The sequence below is a fragment of the Prauserella isguenensis genome (assembly GCF_014191605.1).
Classification (GTDB): domain Bacteria; phylum Actinomycetota; class Actinomycetes; order Mycobacteriales; family Pseudonocardiaceae; genus Prauserella; species Prauserella isguenensis.
This window is the reverse complement of sequence record NZ_JACHWU010000003.1, coordinates 201,318-224,233: the sequence shown is the minus strand read 5'-3', so window position 1 is coordinate 224,233 and position 22,916 is coordinate 201,318. Positions and strand designations below refer to the sequence as shown.

20 protein-coding genes and 2 tRNA genes are annotated in these 22,916 nt (G+C 70.9%); 10 read left to right on the top strand and 12 right to left on the bottom strand.

Annotated elements, in window-relative coordinates; genetic code table 11:
- The first annotated feature begins 144 nt into the window (after nt 1-144).
- A complete protein-coding gene (locus FHS23_RS13770) occupies nt 145-1,785 on the top strand; it encodes a PucR family transcriptional regulator (protein WP_183654533.1) in 1,641 nt (546 codons plus the stop codon).
- A 194-nt stretch (nt 1,786-1,979) separates the two neighbouring features.
- The gene (locus tag FHS23_RS13765; protein ID WP_183654532.1) at nt 1,980-3,341 is read left to right on the top strand and encodes a cation:dicarboxylate symporter family transporter; all 1,362 of its coding nucleotides are present in this window, start codon (nt 1,980-1,982) and stop codon (nt 3,339-3,341) included.
- 264 nt (nt 3,342-3,605) lie between these two features.
- Here FHS23_RS13765 and FHS23_RS13760 read toward each other — a convergent pair.
- Nucleotides 3,606-3,681: transfer RNA gene (locus FHS23_RS13760), tRNA-Lys, on the bottom strand.
- Nucleotides 3,682-4,033: 352 nt separating this feature from the next.
- Here FHS23_RS13760 and FHS23_RS13755 point away from each other — a divergent pair.
- Complete coding sequence (locus FHS23_RS13755) at nt 4,034-5,182, top strand: L,D-transpeptidase (RefSeq protein ID WP_246382178.1); 1,149 nt, start codon at nt 4,034-4,036, stop codon at nt 5,180-5,182.
- Between the two features lie 147 nt (nt 5,183-5,329).
- On the opposite strand, the gene FHS23_RS13750 is transcribed toward FHS23_RS13755, so the two are convergent.
- From FHS23_RS13750 to orn, 4 genes are all read right to left on the bottom strand, one after another.
- On the bottom strand, nt 5,330-5,803 hold the full coding sequence (locus FHS23_RS13750) for an SRPBCC family protein (RefSeq protein WP_183654530.1): 474 nt from the start codon (nt 5,801-5,803) through the stop codon (nt 5,330-5,332).
- Nucleotides 5,800-6,153, bottom strand: coding sequence for a metalloregulator ArsR/SmtB family transcription factor (locus tag FHS23_RS13745; RefSeq protein WP_183654518.1), 354 nt, complete (start codon nt 6,151-6,153; stop codon nt 5,800-5,802). Before FHS23_RS13745 ends, FHS23_RS13750 begins: the two co-directional genes overlap by 4 nt.
- 200 nt (nt 6,154-6,353) lie before the next feature.
- A tRNA-His gene (locus tag FHS23_RS13740) sits at nt 6,354-6,429 on the bottom strand.
- A 97-nt stretch (nt 6,430-6,526) separates the two neighbouring features.
- A complete protein-coding gene (gene orn, locus FHS23_RS13735) occupies nt 6,527-7,129 on the bottom strand; it encodes an oligoribonuclease (protein WP_183654514.1) in 603 nt (200 codons plus the stop codon).
- Between the two features lie 233 nt (nt 7,130-7,362).
- On the opposite strand from orn, the gene FHS23_RS13730 reads away from it, so the two are divergent.
- The 4 genes from FHS23_RS13730 to FHS23_RS13715 all read left to right on the top strand — a co-directional run bounded on the left by FHS23_RS13730 (nt 7,363) and on the right by FHS23_RS13715 (nt 12,607).
- Entirely contained in the window at nt 7,363-8,412 is a 1,050-nt protein-coding gene (locus FHS23_RS13730; protein ID WP_183654511.1) for a DNA-3-methyladenine glycosylase family protein, read from the top strand.
- Nucleotides 8,413-8,441: 29 nt separating this feature from the next.
- Nucleotides 8,442-9,167, top strand: coding sequence for a M50 family metallopeptidase (locus FHS23_RS13725; protein WP_343053904.1), 726 nt, complete (start codon nt 8,442-8,444; stop codon nt 9,165-9,167).
- 140 nt (nt 9,168-9,307) lie between these two features.
- The gene (locus FHS23_RS13720; protein ID WP_183654508.1) at nt 9,308-10,549 is read left to right on the top strand and encodes an aldehyde dehydrogenase family protein; all 1,242 of its coding nucleotides are present in this window, start codon (nt 9,308-9,310) and stop codon (nt 10,547-10,549) included.
- A 345-nt stretch (nt 10,550-10,894) separates the two neighbouring features.
- On the top strand, nt 10,895-12,607 hold the full coding sequence (locus FHS23_RS13715; RefSeq protein WP_425501129.1) for a DEAD/DEAH box helicase: 1,713 nt from the start codon (nt 10,895-10,897) through the stop codon (nt 12,605-12,607).
- A 164-nt stretch (nt 12,608-12,771) separates the two neighbouring features.
- Here FHS23_RS13715 and FHS23_RS13710 read toward each other — a convergent pair whose 3' ends face one another.
- The 3 genes from FHS23_RS13710 to FHS23_RS13700 form a co-directional block, all read right to left on the bottom strand.
- On the bottom strand, nt 12,772-13,842 hold the full coding sequence (locus tag FHS23_RS13710) for an adenylate/guanylate cyclase domain-containing protein (protein ID WP_343053903.1): 1,071 nt from the start codon (nt 13,840-13,842) through the stop codon (nt 12,772-12,774).
- 7 nt (nt 13,843-13,849) lie between these two features.
- Nucleotides 13,850-14,299 (bottom strand): universal stress protein, encoded by a 450-nt coding sequence (locus FHS23_RS13705; RefSeq protein WP_183654502.1) that lies wholly within the window; start codon nt 14,297-14,299, stop codon nt 13,850-13,852.
- Between the two features lie 90 nt (nt 14,300-14,389).
- On the bottom strand, nt 14,390-15,508 hold the full coding sequence (locus tag FHS23_RS13700) for a coiled-coil domain-containing protein (RefSeq protein WP_246382175.1): 1,119 nt from the start codon (nt 15,506-15,508) through the stop codon (nt 14,390-14,392).
- Between the two features lie 332 nt (nt 15,509-15,840).
- On the opposite strand from FHS23_RS13700, the gene FHS23_RS13695 reads away from it, so the two are divergent.
- Nucleotides 15,841-16,218, top strand: coding sequence for an SPW repeat protein (locus FHS23_RS13695; protein ID WP_183654499.1), 378 nt, complete (start codon nt 15,841-15,843; stop codon nt 16,216-16,218).
- A 64-nt stretch (nt 16,219-16,282) separates the two neighbouring features.
- On the opposite strand, the gene mce is transcribed toward FHS23_RS13695, so the two are convergent.
- Nucleotides 16,283-16,729 carry a methylmalonyl-CoA epimerase gene (mce, locus tag FHS23_RS13690; RefSeq protein ID WP_183654495.1) on the bottom strand — a complete coding sequence of 149 codons (447 nt, stop codon included), beginning with the start codon at nt 16,727-16,729 and terminating at the stop codon, nt 16,283-16,285.
- A gap of 189 nt (nt 16,730-16,918) precedes the next feature.
- On the opposite strand from mce, the gene FHS23_RS13685 reads away from it, so the two are divergent.
- Nucleotides 16,919-18,103 (top strand): acetyl-CoA C-acyltransferase, encoded by a 1,185-nt coding sequence (locus FHS23_RS13685; protein ID WP_183654492.1) that lies wholly within the window; start codon nt 16,919-16,921, stop codon nt 18,101-18,103.
- A gap of 104 nt (nt 18,104-18,207) precedes the next feature.
- On the opposite strand, the gene FHS23_RS13680 is transcribed toward FHS23_RS13685, so the two are convergent.
- Nucleotides 18,208-19,137: a LysR substrate-binding domain-containing protein gene (locus FHS23_RS13680; protein ID WP_183654489.1), complete on the bottom strand. Its 930-nt coding sequence runs from the start codon at nt 19,135-19,137 to the stop codon at nt 18,208-18,210.
- 81 nt (nt 19,138-19,218) lie between these two features.
- Here FHS23_RS13680 and FHS23_RS13675 point away from each other — a divergent pair, with 81 nt between their 5' ends.
- The gene (locus FHS23_RS13675) at nt 19,219-20,604 is read left to right on the top strand and encodes an MFS transporter (RefSeq protein ID WP_183654486.1); all 1,386 of its coding nucleotides are present in this window, start codon (nt 19,219-19,221) and stop codon (nt 20,602-20,604) included.
- 21 nt (nt 20,605-20,625) lie between these two features.
- Here the strand turns inward: FHS23_RS13675 and FHS23_RS13670 are convergent, their stop codons facing one another.
- On the bottom strand, nt 20,626-21,663 hold the full coding sequence (locus FHS23_RS13670; RefSeq protein ID WP_183654483.1) for a class I mannose-6-phosphate isomerase: 1,038 nt from the start codon (nt 21,661-21,663) through the stop codon (nt 20,626-20,628).
- Between the two features lie 65 nt (nt 21,664-21,728).
- Nucleotides 21,729-22,850 (bottom strand): 5-methyltetrahydropteroyltriglutamate--homocysteine S-methyltransferase, encoded by a 1,122-nt coding sequence (locus FHS23_RS13665; protein WP_183654480.1) that lies wholly within the window; start codon nt 22,848-22,850, stop codon nt 21,729-21,731.
- Nucleotides 22,851-22,916: the final 66 nt, after the last annotated feature.

Here is a 22,916-nt window from a genome sequence, read left to right as displayed (position 1 = left end):
TGACCTCCTTCGGGGCGATGCGAGCGGGTTCGCCGCACGCGGGAAGTGAAGCAGGGTGTGAGCGCCCGTAAACTGAGCTGATCGAACAAAGAACCAGGGATCTGCTTGTTCGGTCGGACAACGACGACAGGGAGGGTGGCGCGGATGCCGATCGACGGCCGGACGACCACGCTGCGCGAACTCGTCGACGCGCTCGACACCGCGGTCGTGGGCACGGTCGTGGGCGATCCGTCCGCGGTGGTCTCCTCGGTGGCGCTGGTCGACGGTGCGGAACTGGCCGCCGACGCCGGGCCCACCGGCGAACCGGGCGACGCGGCGTCCGCGGCGCCCGATGTGTGCCTGCACGTCGGCGTGCGCGACGAGGAGGCGCTGGCGTACTTCGCCTCGCTCACGGGCCGTCCGCCGAGCCTGCGTCCGCGCGCGGTGTTGTCGAAGACCACGTCCCCGGAGGTGCGTGCGGCGGCGCGCGGCGCCGACGTGGCACTCGTCGAGATGCATCCGCGGGCGCGCTGGGACCACGTCCTGCCGCGGGTGCAGCGGATGCTCGACCGCAGCCACCGGCACACCGCGCCCGCCGACCCCGACCTGCTCGCCGTCGACACGGACCTGTTCGACCTGGCACAGAGCGTCGCCCGCAATGCAGGTGGCATGGTGTCGATCGAGGACGCCACCTCCCGCGTACTGGCGCATTCGCCGTCCGACGAGACCGCCGACGAACTCCGCACACTGTCGATCCTGGGCAGGGAAGGCCCGCGCGACTACCTGCGGGTGCTGCATCGGTGGGGCGTCTACGACCGGTTGCGCACCGGGGACGAGGTCGTCGACGTGCCCGAACACGCCGAGCTCGGCACGAAACGACGCCTCGTCGTCGGCATCCGCGAACCGGCCGACGGCAGCGAGACGGGGCGGACACTGGGCTCCATCTGGCTGCAGCAGGGGGAGCAGCCGTTCGCCGCGGACGCCGCCGACGTGCTGCGCGGTGCCGCGGCGATCGCGGCGCGGATCATCGTGCGCACCCACAATGCGCCCTCCACGGAGGAGCTGCTGATCCGGAGGCTGTTCGGGCTGCACGGCGAGGGAGTGGACGTGCCGTCGCTCGCGGGCGCGTTGAACCTGCCGTCGGCCGGGCCGGTCGCGGTGCTCGGGTTCGCGGCGTCCGGGCACGGCAGGCTCGGGCGGGCGAGCAGCGTGCTGCGCCTGCACGCGAGCGCGTTCCGACGTGACTCGGTGACGACGATGTTCGGCGACCGCGCCTACGTGCTGCTACCGGGGTACACCTCGGAGCAGGCGGTCGCCGCGTGGGCGCGGCAGCTGGTCGGTGCCCTCGAGGAGAGCCGGGCTGTGGTGCTGCGCGCGGCCATCGCGGCGGGTGTGGCGCACCTCGGCGACGTCGCGGCCGCGCGCGCCGAGGTCGACCGGGTGCTGGACGGCACAGCGGACAACCCGCCGGAGGGCCGGGTGACGACGCTCGCCGAATCGCGGACGGCGGTACTGCTGGGCGAGATCCTCGACCTGGTCAGTGCGCGGGAGGAGCTGCACGACCCGCGGGTCGAGGCGCTGCGGACGTACGACGAGCGGCACGGCACCGAACTGCGCGCCAGCGCTGCGGCGTTCCTGGCCGGCCACGGCGACGTCCGCAGCGCGGCCGAGCGCGTGCGGGTGCATCCGAACACGTTGCGCTACCGCCTGCGCCGTGTCGAACAGGTGACGGGCCTCGATCTGCGCGACCCGTCCGACCGGCTCTTGCTGGAACTCCAGCTGGTGATGCGCGCCCGCCGCGGCTGACGGCGGCGAGCCGGCGCCGAGCCTGTGGTCAGGGCCGGCCCATGGTCGGACGTCGTCACGGTCGACACGCTCCCAGGACGGGTCGAGCGGGCGGGCCGTGACCGGATTCCACGATCTGGGACACGGAAGACGCGGCGGTCGCATCGCGTTGTCGATACCGGATCTATCGGCAACCCCGTCTTCGGAGCGACTTCGTGTCCTTGCTGCGCGTGTATACGAAACCCGCGGTCTTCGCGTCCGCGGTCATCGGTTCTCTTCTCCTTGGTGCCGGACTCGGCGCGCTGGCCCGTGTCACCGACACGACCTGGCTCGCCGAGGTTCTGGACCAGGTCGGTTCGGTGTTCACCACGCTGCTGCAGATCGCGGTCGTGCCGCTGGTGTTCACCGCCATCATCGTCGGCATCAACAGCCTGCGTGGTCTGGGCGGCGGGCGCACCGCGGCGCGGCTCGGCGGGAAGACCGTCGCGTGGTTCGCGACGACGTCGCTGATCGCCGTGCTCATCGGGATCGGCGTCGGCCTGCTGTTCGACCCCGGCAGCGGTGGGCTCGGCGGGGCGCAGGCGACGGCCGAGAACGCCGAGAAGGCCGCGGGAAGCGTCGGCGAGTGGGGTTCGTGGACGGCGTTCCTCGACGGAATCGTGCCGGACAACTTCGTCGCCGCGTTCGCCGAGGGGCAGACGCTGCAGGTGCTGTTTCTGGCGCTGGTGATCGGTGCCGCGGCCTACAGCCTGGGGGAGCGCGCCGCGCCGTTCGTCGACGTCGTGACGAGCGTGTTCGAGATCATCCAGCGGTACCTGGGCTGGATCGTCCGGCTGGCCCCACTGGGCATCCTGGGTCTCATCGGTTCCGCTGTGGCCGAGTACGGCGACTCGCTGTTCCGGCCGTTGCTGTCGATCACGGCCGCGGTCTACGTCGGTAGCGGGCTGGTCATGTTCGTCGTCTACCCGACGTTGCTGCGGCTCGTGGCGAGGGTGAGCCCCGGACGGTTCTTCGGCAAGGCGTGGACCGCGATCCAGTTCGCGTTCGTGTCCCAGTCGTCGGGCGCGACCCTGCCACTGACGCGGCAGACGACGGTGAACCTCGGCGTGGATCCCGGGTACGCGGCGTTCGCCACACCACTCGCGAGTGCGACCAAAATGGACGGTTGCGCGGCGGTGTTCCCGGCCATCGGCGCGATCTTCATCGCCAATATCTCAGGGGTGTCGCTGAGCGTCGGGCAGTATCTCGGCATCGTCGTCGTGGCCGTGTTCGGTGCACTCGCGACGGCGGGCACCACCGGCTGGCTCACCGCCCTGACGCTCACGGGCACGGTCATCGGCCTCGATCCCGCGCAGGTCGCCACGGGCATCGCGCTGATCTACTCGGTCAACCCGATCATGGACATGATGCGTACGGCGACCAACGTCGCGGGCCAGATCGTGGTCCCGACCGTGGTGGCGCGCACGGAGGGACTGCTCGACGACGACGTGCTGCGCACACCGAGTGCTCCGCCGCTGCTGACCGACACGGGAGCCCAGGCGAGCGACGACGGAGCCAAGGCGACCGCGGCGGTCTGACGAGACGTTCCTCACGAGCCGCGATCCGAGGGCCGGTACTCCACGCCGGTCGGTGTGGATACCGAGCGCCGCGCCCGCGATCGCCATGGTGTCACCGTGGTGATCGCGGGCGCCGCGCACGCGGCTGGGCGGCGAATGGTCCATACCACCTGCTCGGCCGTGGGGCTACCGACCCGCACGCCGCTTCGGCCAGCGGGACGGCTGGAGCAGCAAGAACAACACGAGCCGACATAAGAAGAGCCCCAGATCGATGACCTGGGGCTGTGGTGCGCCGTCAGGGACTCGAACCCCGAACCCGCTGGTTAAGAGCCAGCTGCTCTGCCTATTGAGCTAACGGCGCGTCACTCGAATGAAAACCCGGTCGCCCTGGCCTGTCCGGCCCGGCGTCCTCGGTCTCCCTTGCGACGAGAAAAAGATTAGCACGGTGCGTGAGGGTCCCTAACGGCCCCCCTCCCGTTTCGCGTCACCGCACGTCGCGGCAGGCGCGCACGAGGGGAGTCGGAGACAACGAATCGGGGTACTCGCGCGTCTCGCTCGTATTAAAGCCGCCCCGATCGGGGGACTGCTCCGGCAGACTGGCGGCGTTCGTGCGAGCACTGACCGCGCGAGGACTGACAACGTCGACTGGAAGGTTGTCGATGGGGCGTTGGGGGATGGCAGGACCCGGTGGGTGGGCTCGACTGGCAACGATCATGGTCGTAGGGGGCGCGCTCGTTGCAGGGTGTAGCTCGTCGGCGCAGGAGCAGGGTGAGGAAGGCGCAGGTTCCGCGGACACGACCCGGCCGCCGCAGCCCGCCCAGCTGGATCTGTCCGTGGAACCGGGTGCGAGCGACGTCGCGCCCGGGGGTGCGTTCACGGCGACGGTGCAGCACGGCACGATCACCGAGGCGTCGCTGGTGGGCGAAGACGGCACCGTCGTCGACGGCGGGACGACGTTGAAGGACACCGCGTGGCGGGCGTCCGAGGCGCTGGGATACGGCAAGACCTACACGTTGAAGGCGACCGCCGAGAGCGAGGACGGCCGGACCGTCACGGAGAAGGCGACCTTCACGACGGTCGTTCCGCAGGGACAGGCCGAGGTGTGGCTCAACGTGCAGGACGGGCAGAAGGTCGGCGTGGGCATGCCGCTGATGTTCACGTTCAGCACCGACGTACCCGACCGCGAGCTGGCGGAGAAGGCGTTGCGCGTGCGCACCGACAACGACACCGAGGGTGCGTTCCGCTGGCGCAGCGACTCCGAGGTCCTGTGGCGGCCGAAGGACTACTGGGAACCCGGCACGAAGATCACCGTGGACGCGTCCATCTACGGCAAGCCGCTCGGCGGCGGGCTGTACGGAGCCCAGGACCGGAAGGTATCGCTGGAGATCGGACGGAAGGTCACGGCGATCGTGGACGGCGAGTCGCACCACATGTCCGTGTTCGTGGACGACGAGCGCGTCAGGCGGATGCCGATCTCGATGGGTAAGCCCTCGTCACCCACACCGAACGGCGCGTACACGGTGATGAGCGAGCACCACGGCTACACGATGGACTCCAGCACCTACGGGGTGCCGACCGACAGCAGCGACGGCTACCGGTTGACGGTCGATTACGCCTCGCGGATGTCGTACTCGGGAATCTTCTACCACTCGGCACCGTGGTCGGTGGGCTACCAGGGCAACACCCACACCAGTCACGGCTGCATCAACCTGGCCACCGACGACGCCGCGTGGTTGATGAAGAACTCGAAGCCGGGAGACGTCATCACGGTGCGTAACTCCGGCGGGCAACCTCTTGACTGGACCGACGGCTGGAGCGTGTGGCAGCTGTCGTGGGACGAGTGGACCTCGGAGGAAGCCTGACGCTCCGACGGCGCGCCGCACCGAGGGTCTGTCGCCCTGCGGGGATGGGAACGGGCGCCGGGGCCCTCCTGGCGCCCGTTCCCACCGTGACGCGGAGTGCTCCCGATTCCGCGTCGCCGTTCGCCCGGATCCATCCGGGCCGCGGGCTCAGCCGAGCAGTGCCGCGTACCGCCGCAGATACAGCGGCCAGCCGCCGTCACCGCCGACGCCGTCCGCGACGGCCTGCCAGCCCGGGCCGTGCCGGTCGATGTGACGGTGCTCCAGTTCGAGCCGAGTTCGCTCCGGCGTCTCGGCCACGAACCGGATCTCCACCTCGCTGGCGTTCTCCGGGTCCGCCTCCAGCTGCCAGGTCGGGCCGATGTCCCAGCTGAACACCACCCGGCTCGGCGGCTCGTACGCGAGAATCCGTGCCCACCGGCATTCGCTGCCGTCCTCGGCGCGGTCGTAAATGTGCCCACCCACGCGAGGCTCGAACACCGTCTCGGTGATCGGCGAGTCGAGCAGGTTGTGCTCCTTCGGCTTGAAGTCGCCGAACCGCTCGGTGAAGGTGGTGAAAGCCGTGTCGCGGGGTGCCTCGACGACGATCTGCTGCCGCACCACCGAGGTCTGCGCCTGCGTCATTCTTCCTCCTCGAGTCGATCTGCTCTGCTGTTCGTGGTCTGGCCGGCCCGGTCTTCGGCGACGTCCTGGTAGCCGGTGAGGGCCCGGCTCCAGAACGTCTCCAGCTGGTCCCGTAGTGCGGCCACCCCGGCCGGGTTGAGCCGGTAGATCCGTCTCGTGCCCACGGTCCGTTCCGCGACCAGGTCGGCGTTCTTCAACACCTTCAGGTGCTGGGAGACGGCCGGCCTGCTGACCGGCAGTTCGTCGGCGAGTTCCCCGACGGCCAGTTCCTTCCCGGCGAGGCACGCCATGATCGCCCGCCTGGTGGGGTCGCCGATCGCGTCCCACGCGTCCATTCCGTAAGTCTCCACGAACGGTAAGTCTAGACTTACGGAATGCTGGCCGCAATCCGTGTGCGCGCATGGCTCGGGTGACGTGGCTCGACTGTGACCCGCTGCGGCCGGTTCGCGTGGGGCGTGGGCGTTGCCTAGCTGTCCCGCGGGGTGCGCGGGAAAAAAGAAACCCCGGAGGGGATGCCTCCGGGGTTGTAACCGCATGGACTGCAGTTGTGTGGGGTGAATGACGGGGCTCGAACCCGCGACCTCCTGGACCACAACCAGGTGCTCTACCAGCTGAGCTACATCCACCATGCGAGCCGCTGAGCGCCTCGGCTGACACATCGTAGCGCACCGTCCCCATCGGGTTTCGGGGAGGTCCGCCACGGGTGGGCCGGACGCCGGGCGGTCACGACGTGGCGGTGGTCTTCTCGGCGGCGGCGCGTGCTTCGTCGCTGGTCGGGCCGGGGTGGGGCACGAACGCCGTCGCGCGGTAGTACCGCAGTTCGGCGATCGATTCCTTGATGTCGGCCAGTGCTCGGTGGGCGAGACCCTTCTCCGGCTTGGCGTAGTACACCCGCGGATACCACCGGCGCACCAGCTCCTTGACCGATGAGACGTCCACCATGCGGTAGTGCAGATGGGCGTCGAGCGCCGGCATATCCCGCGCGATGTAGCCACGGTCGGTACCGATCGAATTGCCGGCCAGGGGGGCGGCCTGGGCGTCGGGCACGTAGCGCTTGATGTGGTCGAGTACCTGCTGCTCGGCCTCGGCGAGCGTGATCGTCGAGCGGCGCACCTCGTCGGTCAGTCCCGACTTCTCGTGCATTTCGGCCACGACGTCCGGCATGTTGGCCAGCGCCTCGTCGTCGGCGTGGATGACGAGGTCGAGGCCGTCGTCGAGCACGTTGAGGTCGGCGTCGGTGATGAGTACGGCGATCTCGATCAGCGCGTCGGTCGCGAGATCGAGTCCCGTCATTTCGCAGTCGATCCAGACTAGACGGTCGGTCACCCGGTCACACTAACGCGCCGCCCCGACGCCGTGTGTCACGAGTCGTCGTCCGGTGGCACGAGTGGGCCCTTCGCGGTGGCTCGAGCGAAAAGAATTCGACACTCGTGTCACTTTCCCCGCATGAACGCGATTTTCGCGTGATCACCGGTTTCGGGGGTATCGATAGTCGCTCTAGTGTTCGAATCGCTGTGGGAGCGAGGTAGCCCGGAACACCGGGCGGGAAGTGGGGACGCATGACGACCGGCGAGGCGAGACGGGCAACGGCGGAGGCGACGCGGGTGCAGGCCGTGACGACGAGACTCGAACCGGCGACCTGCGACGAGATCGACCTCCGCACGTCGGGGAGCGTCGCACACGCGGTGGTGCCTGCGGTGGGCCGCGACCTGTGGAGCGGGAGCGAGTTGCGATTGGCGTTCCTGTTGGACGGAGGTCGGCGTGCGGTCGGGGATTCGCGTCCGGTCCCGGATTGGCGTGCGGTCGGGGTTCACGTGCGGCGGCGATCACCCGCGATGGTGGAGTTCCGAGTCGGAGCGGCACCTCGCGGTCCCGCCGGCGCGGACATCGATCCGCGGGCACGGGACGCACCGCCGCCGGCTGCCCAGTTGTCGCAGCCCGAGGTGGAGCGGGCGGTGGCGCAGACCCGCCGTGTGTTGTCGCTCGACTGCGACGGTGCGGCGTTCGCGGCCGTCGCGGGCCGCGATCCGGTCCTCGACGGGCTCCGGCGGGCGAGTCCCGGCACCCGGCCGATCCTGTTCGGATCACCGTACGAAGCCGCGTGCTGGGCCGTGGTGTGCCAGGGGCTGCGGACCGAGCAGGCGGTCGCCATGTATGCGCGGCTGGTCACCCGGTACGGCCGCGTGGTCCCCGTGGGCGGCAGCAGCCGGGCGGTGGTTGCTCCGCCCTCGGAGTTGCGGGCCGTGTCGCCCACGACACGACTGTCGGCCCGCAAGCGCGAACGGCTGGCGGTCGTCGCCGAGGCGGCCGAATCCGGCCTGCTCGACGGGGCCGCACTGCGGGCGATGGAGCCGGACGAGGCGGTAGACCTGGTGGGACAGCTGCCAGGGATCGGGCCGTTGTCCGCGGAGCTCGTCGTGGCCCGCGGCGCCGGGCATCCCGACGTGTTCCCGGCGCACGACCGTGTGCTGGCCGCGGCGACGGAGGAGCTCTACGACGAGCCGCTCGTCGACGTGGTCGAGCGTTGGCGGCCGTACCGGAGCTGGGCGAGCTTCGTGATCAGGCTCGCCGCGCTGCTACGCGGTGTTCGCCCCGGGGTGTCACGGTGATCCGACGGTGGCTGTGGTGAGCTGGCGCGGTGCAGGACCGTATCGACGACATCACCCGCGCGTTCGACCTGGATGCCACCACGGCGGGCACCATCATCCTCATCAGCGGTGTCGCCACGCTGATCGTGGTGCTCTCCGGGACGCCGTGGCGACTCGCGCGCAACGTACTGACGATCGTCCACGAGGCGGGTCACGCGCTCGCGGCGCTCGTGGTGGGCAGGCGACTGCAGGGGATTCGGCTGCATTCGGACACCTCGGGCGTCACCGTGTCGCGCGGACGGTCCGAAGGTCCGGGCATGGTGCTGACGTCGCTGGCCGGGTACCCGGCGCCCGCATTGCTGGGCCTGCTGTACTCGTGGCTGGTGTGGGCCGAGCAGCTCTCGGCGGTGCTCGGCGTGACCGCGGTGCTGTTACTCGGCGTGCTGGTCCTCGTGCGCAACGCCTACGGGGTCTTCTCGGTTCTGGCATCCGCCGTCGTGCTCGGTGCCGTGGCGTGGTTCGCCCCGCCGGGCGTTCAGGCCGTGTTCGTGTACGTCGTGACGTGGTTCCTGATCCTCGGCGCGGTGCGGCCCCTGTTCGAACTGCAGCGCAAACGCCGTCGCGGGGCCGCCCGCGACTCGGACATCGATCAGCTCGCCCGGCTGACCGGCCTGCCCGCCGCGCTGTGGTTGCTCGTACTGGGCGTCCTGATCGGAGGATGCGCCGTCGTGGGCGGCATGCTGCTCGTGGAGCCGGCCCTCGGTGGTCCCCTGTAGCCCCCTGAGCAGGTGACCGACCGGGGACCGGCCGTGGGCGCGCACCCGCCGTGAGGCACACTGAGGAGTCGACACCGTAACGATGGCGGTGCGGACGACTGCGGGCTCGGCGCCCGCGTGAGCGGGGAAGGGCACTGGCTGTGACGGACGAGGTCGCCAAGGCTGTCGAGGAGTGCGCGCGTGTGGCCAAGCACGCGGCGCCGTCGCTGGCGACCGCGTCGGACGAGGCGATCGACGTCGCCCTGACCGCAATGGCCGACAGGCTGGTCGAACACCGGGCCGACATCCTCGCCGCCAACGAGGAGGACGTCGCCCGGTCCCGTGCCGAGGGGATGAGCGCAGGTCTGCTCGACCGCCTCACAGTCACCGGCGATCGCCTGACCGGGATGGCCGACCAGCTCCGGCTGCTCGCCGGCGCCCCGCACCAGGAGCGCTCGGTCGACGTGTCCGCGCTCGACGGCGGGCTGACGCTCGTCGAGCGGCGCAGGCCCGTCGGCGTCATCGGCGCGAACTACGAGGCGCGGCCGAACGTCACGGTCGACGTGGCGTCGCAGCTCGTGAAATCCCGCAACGCGGGCGTGCTGCGCACCGGCTCGGCCGCGCTCGGCTCGGCGCAGCGGCTGATCGAGGTCGTCGTCGCGCCCGCCCTCACCGCGGCCGGTATCGACGCCGGTGTCGTCCAGCTCGTGCCGCGCACCGAGCGGGACGCGGCGGCGGCGCTCGTCCGACTGCCGGACCTGGTGCCGTTGGTCATCCTGCGGGGTAGCGGCGAGACCACGCGGGCCCTTGCCGCCGAGGGCGCGACGCACGGGGTGCGCACGCTCGCGCACGCCGACGGCGGTGGCGTGCTGTACGTGGACGAGGCGGCCGACGCCGATACGGTCGCCGGCCTCGTCAGTGGCAGTCTGGACCGGCTCGGTGTCTGCAACCGGCTCAACCTGCTGCTGATCCACTCCGCCGTCTACGAGCGGCTGTGGCCGGTCGTCTCCGAGGCCCTCGCCGGTCGCGACGTGACCCCGTCGCTGCCCCCGCACGACCACGCGATCGGCTACGAGTGGTCACTGGACTCGGACCGCGAGGCCACGGTGACCGTCGCTTCGGTCGACGGGCTCACCGAAGCCGTGACGATCGCCAACGAGCAGACCTCCGGCCTCGCCGCGGGAATCGCGACCGAGGACTCCGCCGCGGCCGAGGCCTTCTTCGACGCTTATCAGGGCACCGGCGTGTTCTGGAACGCCCCGACCCGGCTGCTGGACGGCTTCAAGCTGCTCGGCGTGCCGGAGACCGGCATCAACCTGGACCGCGTGCCCGGCCCTCGTGGTCCGGTCACCTACACCGACCTGTACGTCCGCCAGTACGCCGTTCTGCCGGCGTCGCGGTGAACGCACTCCCACCGCCGCTGCGGCGGCAGGTGGTCACCTCTGTCGGGGATGTCACGGCTGTGGCGTCGCCGCACACTCCCCGGATCAGGAAGGTCCACCACAGTGAACGACAGCGCTTCCGGCGACAGCATCGATAGCGCCACCGGCGCCGCGGCGGTCCCGGACCACACCGACGTCGCCGACGCGGCGACCGCCGACACCGACACCGACACCACCGAGGTTCACACGACCGACGTCGACACTCCCGCCGAGGCGGACGACGTCGACACGCCTGCCGATACCGACACCGCCGACACGCCCGCCGAGAGCGACAGTGTCGATACGCCCGCCGAGAGCGACGATGCGATCGGCGACCTCGGCGAGACCGGGGGCGAGGCGGGCGTGACGTTCGCTGACCTGGACCTGCGTCCGGAGCTGCTCAGCACGCTGTCGGCGCTTGGCTACGAGGAGCCGACCCCGATTCAGCGGGAGGCGATCCCTCCGATGCTGGCCGGCCGCGACCTCGTCGGGCAGGCCGCCACCGGTACGGGCAAGACGGCGGCGTTCGCGTTGCCGATCCTGCAGCGCATCACCGGCCACGGAAAGGGTGCCGGCCCGAAGGCGCTCGTGCTCACGCCGACGCGCGAACTCGCCGTGCAGGTGTCGGAGGCGTTGCACCGCTACGGCGGCGAACTCGGCACGCGCGTGCTGCCCATCTACGGCGGTCAGCCCATCGGCAGGCAGCTGAAGGCGCTCGAACGCGGGGTCGACGTGGTGATCGCGACCCCGGGGCGGGCGCTGGACCACCTGTCGCGGGGCACGCTGTCGCTCGGCGAACTGAGCATGGCCGTGCTCGACGAGGCCGACGAGATGCTCGACATGGGATTCGCCGAGGACATCGATGCGATCTTCGCGGAGATGCCCACGCAGCGGCAGACGATGCTGTTCTCGGCGACGATGCCGCCACGCATCAACGGCCTCGTCAAGCGGTTCCTCACCGAGCCGGCGCACATCAGCGTCGGCAGGGAACGCACCGCGGGTGGTGCCGAGTCGCCGATCACGCAGACCGCCTACGTCGTGCCGCGCGGGCACAAGCCCGCGGCGCTGGGCCGGGTGCTGGACGTCGAATCGCCCGCCGCGGCGATCGTGTTCTGCCGTACCCGCGACGAAGTGGACACGCTCACCGAGACGCTCAACGGCCGCGGGTACCGGGCCGAACCGTTGCACGGCGGGATGAACCAGTTGCAGCGCGACCGGGTCGTGGAACGTCTCCGCGGGTCGAGTGCCGACCTGGTGGTCGCCACCGATGTCGCCGCGCGGGGACTGGACATCGATCAGCTGACGCACGTCGTCAACTACAACGTGCCGAGCGCACCGGAGTCGTACACGCACCGCATCGGCCGAGTGGGCCGTGCCGGCCGCGAGGGCACGGCCATCACGCTCGCCGAGCCGCGCGAGCACCGCATGCTCAAGACGATCGAACGCGTCACCGGGCACAAGATCGCCGTGAAGAAGCTGCCGACGATCGCCGACCTGCGCGCCCAGCGGCTCGAGCAGACCCGGTCCTCGCTGACCGAGGCGCTCCAGGACACCGCGGACCTCGACAGGTTCCGCTCGGTCGTCGAGCCGCTGGCCGACGAGTACGACGTGGTCGAGATCGCGCTCGCGGCGGTCAAACTGGCGCATGAGGCGGGCGGCACGATCACCGAAGAGGAAGAGATTCCCGAGGTGAAGGCGTGGCCGCCCGCGGACGGCAAGCGCGGCGGCAAGCGCGACGGCGTCCAGGGCGGGCCCGGCGGTGGCAAGCAGAAGGGCGGCCGTGCCGTCGGACCCGGGATGACCCGACTGTTCGTGGGTGTCGGCCGTACGTCGGGGGTCCGGCCGCAGGACCTCGTCGGCGCGATCGCGGGCGAGTCGCGGCTGCGGGGCCGGGACATCGGCGCCATCGACATCGCCGATCGGTTCTCGCTCGTCGACGTCCCCTCCGGCGCCGCCGACGACGTGATCACGGCACTGAAGGGCACGAGTATCAAGGGCCGCAAGGCCACGGTGCGCCGCGAGCGGTACCAGAAGAAGTAACGAGGCCCGGCAGGCTGCTGCGCCGGTGAGGCCAACAGCCCGACGGGCACTGTGGTCGCGCTTCTCCGCCGGCCCGGCCACCCGCCTTCAGGCCACGCTGCCGCGGGGCTGCGTTCGAGGACCACAGGGTTCCTGGGGAGCAGTTCCGTGCAGTGTCAGCGGCGTCAGTCGTCGCGTTCGCTCGCGTCGCGTTCCCGGGTGTCGTGGTCCGGCCTGCTGAGGCCGAGCAGTTCGGCCGCGAGTTGCTGGCCGCTCGGGACCCGCCGGGACGTGCCCGCACGCCGCAGCACGCCGGGCCGGAGACGGCTGTAGCCGCGGACCGAGGTCGCGCGGCGGGACCGCACGTCGTAGTCGTCGAGGTCGGCCAATTCGCGGCCGAGTTCGCGGTCCACGAGGACCGTGCCGGGCCGGGCGAGCGAGGTCAGCCTGCTGGCCAGGTTCACCACAGAGCCGTAGACGTCGCCGAAGCGGCCCAGCACCCGGCCCGCCGCCATACCGACGCGCACGTGCGGCAGCTCCTCGTCGTCGCCCGCCCGTTCGGCCAGGGTCAGGGCGATCTCGGCGGCCGCGGCGGGCTCGTCGCAGACGAACAGCACCTCGTCGCCGATCATCTTCACGATGCGCCCGTGGCGTTCGGCGATGATGTCCGAAGCGAGTGCTTCGAACCGTTCCAGCACGGCGCTCAGTTCGTCCTCGTCGACCCGCCGCGTCATGCGCGTGTAGCCGACCATGTCGGCGAATCCGACCACCTCGGTGCGCGATTCCGGTTCCTCGTCGGCGGCGGTGAGCAGCCGGGCCGAGTAGGCCGCCAGGTGACGGCGCCACACGAAGTTCTGCACCCGTTCGAGCTCCGGCAGCACGCTCTCGACGAGCTTGCCGATGCGGCGCTCGTCGCCCGCCAGCTTCGGATTGTCGGCGACCAGCGACCACAGCAGGTCCGCCTGCCATTCGGCCAGCCGGGACAGGTGCAGGCCCACGGCGCGGGCCACGGACGTCTCGAGGTCCTCGTCGAGCAGTCCGGCCGTCACGAGCCGGTCGACGATGCGCACCGCCTCGACGTCGGCCTCGGTGAACACGACCTCGTCGTCGGCGGCGGTCGCCAGGCCGAGTGCACGCCACAACCGTTTCGTCCGCTCGGGTGGGACGCCGGCCTTCTCCGCGACCTGCAGTCGCGTGTACTTGCGCTTGCCGTCGAGGAGAATCCGCTCCAGCCGGCGCGCGAGCGCGTCGTCCACGGGCGGCCTAGGTGGTGTGCACGATCAGCACGTCGACGCCGGACTTGCGTGCCACCTCGGACGGCACCGAGCCGAGGATACGACCCGCGAGCGTGTTGAGCCCACGGTTGCCGACGACGAGCAGGTCGGCGCGACGCTCCTGGGCCGTGCTGCGCAACGCGTCCACGGCCTCGCCCTTGACGGCGACCGTCTCGATGTCGCGGGCACCGGCCTTCACGGCGCGATCCCGTGCCGACTGCAATGTGTCCTCGGCGGGCGCGGACCCGACGACCTGGTACGCCTCGTCCCCGAGTTCGTCCTGCGCCCGCAGCACTTCGTCCTTGCCTGCGGGGAAATAGGCGCACACGATCACGACCGTGGCGCCGGAATCCGCCGCGACGGCGGCGGCACGGTCCACGGCGGCAAAGGACGAGTCGGAACCGTCCGTGCCCACGACGACGGTCTGGTAAGCGGCCATGCTTCTCGCATCCTCCAGCGGGCTCGGTGAACCTCGGCGGTACTGCTGGCCGAACAGTAGCCGGTCGCCGTACCGGGGGCTACACCGTACCTACTCGCGAGTCGCTTCCGCTCCCGGCGTTCCTGCCGACGCACCCGCGTGGGCCTTCTGCCCGTTGCGCTTCGCCGCCGGGTCCGCGCCGGAGTGTTTGCCATCGATGGCGGAGTCGACCTCGGCGAGCATGGCCTTCGCGGACACGACCTGGTCCGCGACCTTGTGCCGCAACGTACGCAGCGCTTCGACCTTGGCCTTGGCGTCGGCGACGCGCCGCTTGGCGATCTCGGTGGCCTCGTGCACGCGGCGGTTGGACTCCTCGGTCGCCTCGCGGACCCGGCGGTTCGCCTCGTCGGTCGCCTCGGCGACGCGCGCGTTGGCCTCGCTGATCGAGTTCTGCTTACGCCGGTTGGCGTCCTCGACGGACTCGCGCTGCCGCCGCTCGATGTCGGCCTTCGCCTTGGACTCCTCCTCGGCGACCTCCGTGCGGATCGCGGTGGCCTCCTCGGTGGCCTCACGGACCCGGCGCTCGGCCTCGGCCTTGCTCGCGGCCTCCTGCACGGCCAGCTCACGCATCGCCTCGGTGCGACGCGTGGCCATCGCGATCTCGAAGTCCTCCTCGACCTTGGTGCGGTGCTGCTCGGCCTCGGTGTCGAGACGGTCGCGCTCCTCCTTGGCCTTGGTGAGGATCGAATCGGCCTCGGCCCGCGCGTCGGCGATCACCTTGCGGTGTTCGGCCTCCATCTCGCGGCGCCGCTCGGCCAGTTCGGTCAGGAGCTGCTCGTAGCGGGCACGCATAGCGCTCGCATCGGCCTCGGCCTTGGCGCGAATGTGCCCGGCCTCGGCCTCCGCGCGAGCCTGGGTGTCGGCGGCCTCCTCCTGGGCGAGCCGGAGCATGCGCTGGAGGCGTTCGGAGAGTCCCTCGATCGTCGTCGGCGGTTGCGCGAGCCGGTCGACCTGCCCGCGCAGGTCGTCGATCTCGACGCGGGCCGACTCCAGCTGTTTCGCGAGGTCGCCGGCCTGGGAGATCGCCGCGTCGCGGTCGGAGGTGAGCATCCGCAGATCGGCGTCCAGCCGTTCCAGGTGCTCATCGACCTGTGCCCGGCTGTAGCCGCGCTTCTCGAAGTCGAAGCCGGCCCCCAGCGGCACGAGATCCCGTTCGTCGCCAAGGCTCATGTCCCCACCCTAACCGCACGTGTGATCGCCACGCCGCCGAATGTGGTCGTGGCGTCGCAGTGCTTCACGCGAGGTTCACAACCGGGCCCCGCGGGGCGCGTCGGCGCGCCATCGGTTCCGTGATGCGCTGGGAAAACACCGACGTTCGGACCATCGTCGGCGGCATTGACCAGAGGTGGGAGCGAGGCGCATCCTGACACTAGGGGCCGCCGTCGGCACCACTTCGATCCGCAGGCGGGCACCAGCACACCTGCCGGCGCGTGGTCCGGCGGTCGACCCCGACGGCGGGCACAGCGGTGTCCGTCGTGGGTCGACCCCAGGAGGTGATCACGATGTCCGGATCATCGACTCATCCGGCACGTCCGTGGACCCGGCCGCACGACTGGGCCGAGGTCGTTCTCGGTGCGGTACTCGCTCTGTCCCCGCTGTGGCTGAGCACCGGTACCGGAGCGGCGTGGACCATGTCGCTGCTCGGCGCGCTCATCGCGATCGACGGGCTGGTGTCCCTGGCCATGCCCGGCATGATCGTCGGCGAGGGCATCCAGGTGGTACTCGGTGTGCTGGCGTTCGTGTCCCCGTGGGTGATGGGCTACACGGCCCTCACCGGCGCGGCGTGGACGTCCTGGATCATCGGTGGGCTGACCGTGCTCGTGGGCGCGGCGGCGGTACCGGTGGCCAGTGCCGCACATCGGATGGCGGGCCAGCACTAGCGGCCGGCGCACTGTCGCTCACGGCGTTCGGTGACGGCGCCGTGAGCGGTACCGGCCTTCTCGATCAAGCCGGCTGCACCAGTTCCACGAGTACGCCGCCGGCGTCCTTCGGGTGCACGAAATTGACCCTGCTGTCGGCGGTGCCGCGTTTGGCCTCCGCGTACAGCATCCGCAACCCCTTGTCGCGCAACACCTGCGCAGCCGCCTCGACGTCGGTGACCCGGTAGGCGAGCTGCTGCAGTCCCGGGCCCTTGGTGTCGAGGAACTTCGCGATCGTCGAGTCCTCCCGCAACGGCGCGAGCAGCTGCACCGCGGGGCCGCCCTCGTCACCCGGCGCGTGCAGCATCGCCTCGCGCACGCCTTGCTCCTCGTTGACCTCGACGTGCGTGGCCTCGAGACCGAAGCTGTCGCCGTAGAAGGAGATCGCCTCGTCCAGGTCGGCGACGGCGACGCCCACATGGTCGATCGTCGTGATGAACGGCGCCAGCGCCGCGGTTGCCTGCTGCTGCATACGCGCAGGATAGGCCCGCCGGTGCGGTGGCAGGCGTGCGCTTGTTCACACCGTGGGTTGTGCCGCCGCGGAGGCCGGTACGACCGCGACGACCGGTATCGTTTCCGGGCGAAGCGCCGCTGGTGCACAGGGCACGCGAGGCGTGCCGGGTCAGCGCCGACAGCATCGTCAACGCTTGGAGGAAGACACGTGTCCGGTTCCGTGATCCTGGGGGCGGCCCGCACGCCGATCGGCCGGTTGCTCGGTTCGTTGAAGGACTTCTCGGGCGCCCAGCTCGGAGGCGTCGCCATCAAGGCCGCTCTCGAACAGGCAGGTGTGGCACCCGAGAAGGTGCAGTACACGATCATGGGCCAGGTGCTGACCGCCGGCGCGGGGCAGATGCCCGCCCGGCAGGCCGCCGTCGACGCGGGCATTCCGATGGACGTGCCCGCCTTGTCGATCAACAAGGTGTGCCTGTCCGGCCTGGACGCCATCGCCCTTGCCGACCAGCTGGTGCGCGCCGGTGAGTTCGAGCTCGTCGTGGCGGGCGGCCAGGAGTCGATGACCCAGGCGCCGCACCTGCTGCCGAAGTCGCGTTCCGGGTTCAAGTACGGCGACGCGACGCTGGTCGACCACATGGCCTTCGACGGTCTGCACTGCGCGTTCGACCAGGTCGCGATGGGCGTGTCGACGGAGAAGTACAACGAGCGCTACGGCCTGACCCGCGAGCAGCAGGACGAGTTCGCCGCACGGTCGCACCAGCGCGCGGCCAAGGCCATCGCCGACGGCGTGTTCTCCGCCGAGCTGGCGCCCGTCGAGGTGCCGCAGCGCAAGGGCGATCCGGTCCTGTTCGAGACCGACGAAGGCGTGCGCGGTGACACCACGGCCGAGTCGTTGGGCAAGTTGCGCCCGTCGTTCGCCGCGGACGGCACGATCACGGCCGGTTCGGCGTCGCAGATCTCCGACGGGGCCGCGGCGGTCGTCGTCGCGAGCCCGGTGATGGCCGAGAAGCTGGGTCTGACCCCGCTCGCCGAGATCGGCGCGCACGGTGTCGTGGCCGGGCCGGACGCAAGCCTGCACGAGCAGCCCTCCAACGCGGTGGGCGCGGCGCTGCGCAAGGCCGGAATGGAAGCCTCGGCGCTCGACCTGGTGGAGATCAACGAGGCGTTCGCCGCGGTCGGCCTGGTCTCGACCGACAAGCTCGGCCTCGACCCGGAGATCGTGAACGTCAACGGCGGCGCGATCGCGCTGGGCCACCCGATCGGCGCCTCCGGCGCCCGGCTGGCCGTGCACCTGGTGCACGAGCTGCGCCGCCGCGGCGGCGGTCTCGGTGCCGCGTCCCTGTGCGGCGGCGGTGGTCAGGGCGACGCGCTGTTGCTGAACGTGCCGAAGTAGCCGTCAGCGGCCGCCCGAGAAGCGGCGGCCAGGGTCCCGTACGTCGCCGGCGCCGGTGAGCACCGAGGCTCCCGGCGCCGGCGCGCGTCGGGGGCCGTAGGTGGTCACCGCGGTTGCGGCGCCTCGGTGGGCAGCAGCTGTGCCGCGACCTCGTTGATCGCCTCGAGGGACTCGGTGACGAGCGGATGGCCTGCGTGGCCGCTCCGGGTCGCGGCGAGCACCCTGCGCGCGGGTGCGGGGTCACCGGAGAGCGGGACGCGCGCGACCGGCCGGTCGTCGTGCAACCGCGCGAGCCGGGGCACGAGGATCACGCCGAACCGGCGCGCGACCAGCGCCGCTCCGGTGTCCCACTCGTCCGCGTAGTGCGCGATGTTGGGGGAGAAGCCTGCCGCGGTGCACGCCGTGCGCACCAGGTCGTGGTACGCGGTGCCGGGCCGGCCGACGATCCAGTCCTGGTCGGCTGCGTCCGCCAGTGTGACGCGGCGCCGCGTGGTGAACGGGTGGTCCTCGGGTACGACCAGGTCGAGCGGGTCGTCCAGCAGCGGCTGCTGGTGGAACCGTTCGTCGCCGGTCGGCGGTGTGTGCTCCGTGTTGATCACCAGCGCCAGGTCCGCGTCGCCCGCCAGGAGAAGGTCGAAGCACCGGCCCGGTTCGGCCTCGATCACGCGCATACGGACGTGGGGATGCCGGTCGCGCAGGGTCGCCGCCACCGGAGGCAGCAGGTGGGTGGCGGCCGTCGAGAAGCCGCACACCGTGAACGGGCCACTGGGCTCGTCGGAGAGGGCGGCGAGTTCGGCGTAGGCACGCTCGGTCTGTGCCGCCAGCACGTCGGCGTGCCGCAACACTGTGCGTGCCGCGGTGGTCAGCCGGACCCCGCGGCCCTGCGTCTCCAGCAGCGGGACGCCCAGTTCCTCGGACAGCTGGCGCAGCTGGTAGGAGACCGCCGACGGCGTGTAGTGCGAGGCCGCCGCGGCCGCGGTGACCGTGCCGTGCCGGGCCACCAGCTGGAGCACGCGCAGCTTCGGATCGATCATGCAGTCATTTTGCACGGTCATGACGAAAATTGTTTGATTCTCCTCATGGATCACCGGCGGCATCCTGGTCGTGTGCTGCTGATGGAACGCCTCGCTGTCCCCCGTCGCCCCGTTCTCACATCGCCGGCCGGTACCGGTGCCTACGTGCTCGTCGTGTTGACGCTCGGCGCGTATCTGCCGAGCACGCTGTATCCCGCGTACCAACGGGCGTTCGGGATCGACGATCTGACGATGACGGTCGTCTACGCGACGTTCGCCCTGGTGAGCGCACCGGCGTTGCTGTTGTTCGGGCAGGCCACCGATGCGGTGGGTGCGCGGCCGGTGCTGCGTGGGGCGCTGCTGGTCGCGGCGGCAGGTTCGGCGTGTTTCGTGATCGCCACCGGCACCGGATGGCTGCTGGTGGGCCGTGCGGCGCAGGGTCTCGCGCTCGGCGCGGCGACGGCGGCCGCGAGTGCGCTGACCTCGCTGCACGGCGGCAGGCGGATCGCTCCGGCAGCACTGGCCGGTATCGCCTTCGTGGGCGGCACCGCGGCGGGACCGGTCGTCGGCGGACTGCTGGCACGGTACGCGCCCGCCCCGGAGATGCTGCCGTTCGCGCTCCATCTCGGCCTGTTGGCGATCGGATGGCGTCTCGTGTCCCGCCTCGGGGCCGGTGCGCCCGGGATGACGGTGACGTCGGGCCTCACGCGGTGGCGCCCCACGAAGCCGGAGATTCCGCGTGGCATGCGCAGGGTGTTCGTCTCGGCGGCCGCCGCGGGGTTCCTCGCGTGGACGGTGGCGGGCCTGTTCCTGGCGATCATCCCCACGCTGCTCGACCGGGCGGGGCAGACGAACCCGGCGGTGACGGGCGCGATTCTCGGCCTGGTGCTGGTGTGCTCGGTGGTGACCCAGCCGCTCGTCGGCAGGCTGCGCGACCGTCGGGCACAGGTCGTGGGCCTCGGCGCACTGCTGACGAGCCTGGCGTTACTGGCGCAGACCGCGGGCGCGTCCACCACGGTGACCCTCGTGGCCGCCGTGATCGCGGGTGCCGGGCACGGGCTGGCGTACGGCGGGGCGTCGGCGGCGGTCGACGCCGTCACACCCGTCGCGCGCAAGGGCGCGATCACCGGAGCGCTGCACGTGGCGTTCTACCTCGGCTCCGGCGCGCCCGCGGTGGTGGTCGGTCTGATCACGTTGGCTCATCCGCTCGCCGTCGCGACGACCTGGGCCACGGCGGCCGCCGCCGCGTCGGTACCGTTCGTCGCCGCGGCGGTGGTCGCGTTCCAGCGTCCCGCGTACCCGCTCCACCGCGTGCGGGTGTGGTGGCCGGGCGGTCGTCGCAGCGACGGCGGTGCCGGCCGGGCCGCCGCGGCCGGGGTGCGGGAGCGCCGCGGCCGGGCCGTCCGGGCGCATCCGGGTCGCGGTCCTGCGTTCCTGCGCCCGCGCACGCGTTCGGCCGGGCGTCGCCGCGTCCGCACCGGGCGGTGACCGCGGATCGCCGAGGGCGGATCAGGCCGGTGGGCGGCAGCGGAGGACGGTGACGCCGCCGGACAGTCGCAGTGGTCCTGCTCCGTACGGAACGACGACGGTGTCGCCTCGTGCGATCGCGCTGCCGCCGCGGTCGGACGTGAGGGTGCCCGCGCCGTCGATCGCCACCAGGACGGCGAATCCCGGCGTGAGCGTGACGGCGTCGGACGGCGCCTCGGAGGGGCGCAGACGGTCGGCGCGGAAGAACCCGTCGGCGAGCGGTGCGAGCAGTTCGGTCGTTCCACCGGCCGCGTCGGGGTCGGGGTTGTGGCCGCGGCGGATCAGCGAGGCCAGGCGTTCGGCGTCCCACCCGGAGGTGTCCAGGACCTGCAACGCGGTGTCGAAGCCGATGCCCAGGTGGCCCTGCTCGGGGGAGTCGAGGAAGCCCCGCCACTCCATGGTGAGCGAGAAGTCGGTGGGTTGCTGCAGTTCGACGACGAACACGCCCGCGCCGATCGCGTGCGGCAGGCCCGCCGGGATCACGACCGTGTCGCCGGGTGTGACCGGGACGGCGTTGAGCGCCTCGAGCATCGACGGTGCGTCCTGGTCCCGCACCCAGTCCCGCACCGTCGCGGCGGACGTCGTCTCCCGGAATCCGGTGTAGACGGTCGCGTCGTCACCGGTGGTGCCGAGAACGACCCACGCCTCGGTCTTGCCGAAGTGCGAGTCGAAATGCGAGCGGGCGAACCGGTCGTCGGGGTGGAAGTGGACCGGCAGTCGCTGGCCCGCGTCGAGCAGTTTCACCAGCAGTGCCGTCGAATCGCCGAACCGGCGCAGGTGCGCGTCGCCGAGCCAGCCGCGCGGATCGGCGGTGACGGCGTCGGCCAGCCACCGGCCGTCGGGCAGGCGGGTCAGCCCGTCAGGACCGCCCGTGAACCGCGTCGTCGTCGAGGCGACCCAGTCCTCAGGTCCGTATTCACGGGCCTCGTCCCCGCGGAGCGCGGCGATGGCGGCTCCGCCGCGGTAGAACTGCGGCGGCTGGTTGGCGGGCAGGAAGATCGGTTCGAGTGATTCCGGCACGGCACAGCACTGTAGGCCACGTGCGGGTGCCCGGGGTTTCGCGTGTCGCCGGTCCCGTCCAGGCGTCAGCCCCAGACCTTCTCGGCCGTCTCGACGATCAGCTCGAGTTTGCGGATCTGCTCGTCCTCGGTGATGTCGTTGCCCTCCTCGGTGGAGGAGAAGCCGCACTGCGGGGAGAGGCAGAGTTGATCGAGGTCGATGTACTGCGATGCCTGCTCGATGCGTCGCCGCAGCCCGTCGACCGTCTCCAGCTCCCCGCGCTTCGTTGTGACCAGGCCGAGTACGACGTACTTGCCCTTCGGCACGAAGCGCAGTGGTTCGAAGCCGCCCGAGCGCTCGTCGTCGAACTCGAGGAAGTAGCCGTTCACGTCGAGCTCGTTGAACAGCGCCTCGGCGACGAAGTCGTAACCGCCCTCGGCGGCCCAGGACGAGCGGTAGTTGCCGCGGCACAGGTGCGTGGTGATCGCCATGTCGTCGGGCTTGGCAGCGATCGCGGCGTTCATCGTCCGGATGTTGCGCAGATGGAGCGTTTCGGGATCGAAGCCCATGTCGGCGACGAGCTCGCGCTGGTTCGGGTCGTTGAGGTAGGCCAGGCTCGTGTCGTCCAGCTGCAGGTACCGGCAGCCGCGCCGGCCCATCGCCGCGACCTGTTCGGCGTAGGCGGAGCCCAGGTCGGCGAAGAAGTCGTCGAGTTCCGGGTAGACCGTGCTGTCGACTGCCGCCCTGCCGCCGCGGTAGTAGACCATGCTCGGCGACGGGATCGTGAGCTTCGGCGTGACCTCCGGGTCCACAGTGGACTTGAGGAAGTCGAAGTGGTCGCCGAAGATCGCATGGCCGATGCCGACCTTGCCCTCGACCTTCAGTCCGGACGAGCTGAACTCGAGTTCGCCGTCGGCGTTGCGGAAACTCACCTGCAGTTTCTCGTCGCTCTTCGAGACGCCGTCGAGCTGGTAGATGAAGTCCATGTGCCACGACGAACGGCGGAACTCGCCGTCGGTGGCCGACTGCAGGCCGACCCGGCGCTGCATGGCGACGACGGAGCGGATCGCCTCGTCCTCGACGGAAGCGAGCTGCTCGGCGGTGATGGCGCCCTGCGCCGCCTGCTCCCGCGCCCTGTGGAGTTCGGCGGGGCGCAACAGGCTGCCGACGTGGTCTGCGCGGAACGGCGGTGTCTGACGCTGAGCCATGATCGCATCGTCACACAGTCATCGGGGCCCATCAATGGTGCCGATGCCGCGGCCGTCCGGATCGTC